Source organism: Actinosynnema sp. NPDC059797, assembly GCF_042732085.1.
Taxonomy (GTDB): domain Bacteria; phylum Actinomycetota; class Actinomycetes; order Mycobacteriales; family Pseudonocardiaceae; genus Actinosynnema.
In genome coordinates, this window is record NZ_JBHWIE010000617.1 from 1 (window position 1) to 2,731 (window position 2,731).

At 72.6% G+C, this 2,731-nt stretch carries 2 protein-coding genes; both read right to left on the minus strand.

The window, feature by feature from the left end; all coding sequences use genetic code 11:
* Nucleotides 1-1,945 (minus strand): Orn/Lys/Arg decarboxylase N-terminal domain-containing protein (locus tag ACFV4N_RS42475; RefSeq protein ID WP_499678361.1); only part of this gene is annotated, 1,945 nt, incomplete at its 3' end.
* Between the two features lie 168 nt (nt 1,946-2,113).
* Nucleotides 2,114-2,731, minus strand: a 618-nt coding sequence (locus ACFV4N_RS42480; RefSeq protein WP_499678362.1) for a glycoside hydrolase family 3 N-terminal domain-containing protein, incomplete at its 5' end; no start/stop codon positions are given.

The following is a 2,731-nucleotide window of genomic DNA, read 5'->3' on the forward strand; positions in this document are numbered from 1 at the left end:
CCTCGCTCAGCAGCGGCAGCGTCAGCCCCCGGTACCGCTCGGGGTGGGCCTTCACCAGGTCTGGCAGCACCTCGCCCAGCGGGGCTCCGTCGTCGTGGAGCTGCTTGAAGTCGGTGAGCGCGTCGAGCAGCGTGCCCCACTTGCCCTTCGTGATGCCCATGGAGAACAGCACGAGGAACGTGTAGACGTCGGTCTTCTCCACCACGATCCGCCGGGTCTCCAGGTACGCCGTGACCACGCGGGCCGGGATCCCGAACCCCGACACCTCGCCGAGCGCGTCGACGCCAGGGCAGGTGATCGTCACCTTGACCGGGTCGAGCAGGCAGAAGCCCGGCTCCAGGTCGCGGAAGCCGTGCCACTCGGCGCCCGGCTCCAGCGCCCAGCAGCGCGGGTCGGCGCGCAGCAGGTCGAGCGGAGCCTCGTGGAACGGGACCCGCTCGTCGGTGACCTCGGTCGGCTGCCACACGCCGAAGAACCACGGCGGCCGGTCGCCCGCGTCGGCCAGCCGCTTGCCGAGCCGGATCATCGCCTGCCGGAAGCGGACCGCCTCGGTGATGGCCTCGGTGGTCAGCCAGTTCCCGGCCGGGCCGTCCATCATGCCCGCGGCGACGTCGCACGAGGCGATCATCGGGTACAGCGGTGACGTGGTGCCGTGCATCATGTACGTCTCGTTGAACCGGGTCCGGTCGAACGGCGCCTTCCCCCCGGACTTCACGTGGATCATCGCCGACTGGGACAGCGCGGCCAGCAGCTTGTGCGAGGAGTGGGTGGCGAACACGGTCGGGCGCTGCTCGCGCGGCACCGCGACGTCGTCGGTCGCCATCCCGTAGCGACCCGCGTACAGCGGGTTGAACCGCCCGTAGGCGAACCACGCCTCGTCGAAGTGCAGGGTGCGGGTGGACGCGCCCAGCAGCTCGGTCACCCGGGCGGTGTCGTAGCAGAGGCCGTCGTAGGTGGAGTTCGTGATGACCGCGTAGGACGGGTCGGGGCGCACCGCGCCCGACGCGATCGGGGTGCGCCCGACCTGCTCGCGCACCGCGTCCGCGGTCAACCGGTGCGGCGGGATGGGGCCGGTGATCCCGTAGCCGTTGCGGGTGGGCACCAGGTAGACCGGGCGCGCGCCGGTGAGGATGACGCCGTGGTTGATCGCCTTGTGGCAGTTGCGGTCCAGCAGGGTGATCTCGTCGTTGGCGACCGCGCTGTGGACGATCATCCGGTTGGACGTCGACGTGCCGTGCAGCACGAAGTAGGTCTCGTCGGCGCCGAAGATGCGCGCGGCGTTGCGCTCGGCCTCGCCGACCGGGCCGGTGTGCTCGAACAGCGAGCCGAGTTCGCCGACCGACACCGAGATGTCGGTGCGGAACAGGCGTTCGCCGAAGTAGTCGAAGAACGCCCGGCCGACCGGCGACTTGAGGAACGCGATGCCGCCCGCGTGGGCCGGGGTGTGCCACGAGTACGGGTGGGTGTCGTCGAACCGGCGCAGTTCGCGGAAGAACGGCGGCAGGACGTGGTCGAGGTACTGGCGCGCGGCGAAGTCGACCCGGCCCGCGATGAAGTCGGGCGTGTCCTCCAGCAGCCAGATCCAGCCGTTGATGACCTCGGAGACCCACAGCGGCGTCTCGTCGCTGTAGTCGCCGGTGGTCAGCAGGAACACCGGCAGCCGCGAGGAGAACCGGTCCAGCAGCATCCGCAGCACGCCGCCCGGGACGGCCGGGCCGGTGTCGGAGGTCCGGAGCAGGCCACCGACCAGTTCCCAGCTCACCACGGCGGCGGCGAGGTCGGCCTGGGCGGTGATCGCGGAGGCGGCGTCGGTGGTGGAGTGCACGACCATCACCTCGTGCCCGCACTCGCGCAGGTGCGCGCAGACCTGCGCCACCTTCGCCGCCGGCACGGTGTTGTCCTCCGCCGCGCGCTCGGTGGCGATGAGGATGGTGGACCCGGTCACGGAATCAGCTCCCTCGCGCGAAGTTGCCCTCCGAGCGTAGGAAGCGGTGGTGGCGCACACCGGCCCCGTCACCGGGACGTGGACACCGCCTCACCCGGCAGTGTGATCTCCACGGCTGCCGAGGCGCCGCCGGGCCGGGCCACGTCCGGGGACGTCACGTCCGCCCGGTCAGCACGCGCCCTTCGCGCCGAGCACGCGTCGCGCGCCCTCGTCCACGCGGGCGAGGGGCAGCGAGCCCGAGGCCACCGACGCCTCCAGGTGGTCGAGCACCTCGCCCGTGCGCCCGCCGGAGGACCACAGGGCGATGTCCGCGCCGGCCGCCAGCGCCTGCCGCACCGCCTCGGGCAGGTCGACCAGGTCGGTGACCGCGCGCATGGCGCCCAGGTCGTCGGTCATCGCCGGGCCGGTGAAGCCGAACTCGCCGCGCAGCAGGCCGTACGCCTCGGCGCTCAGCGTCGCCGGGCGGCCGCCGGTGAGGCCGGGCACGTCGATGTGGCCGAGCATCACCACGACCCGCCCGTAGCGGTCGATGTCGCGGTAGGGCACCAGGTCGGTCTGCCGCAGCGCCTCCAGCGGCGGGGAGGTCACCGCGCCCTGGTGCGAGTCGCCGCTGGTGTTGCCGTGGCCGGGGAAGTGCTTGAGCACCGGGGTGACGCCCGCCTCGCGCAGCCCTTCGGCGAACGCCCGGGCGTAGGCGGTGGCGACCGCCGGGTCGGGGCTGAAGGAGCGGTCGCCGATGACGGTGCGGTCCGGCTGGCCGCTGGTGTCCACCACGGGCGCGAGGTC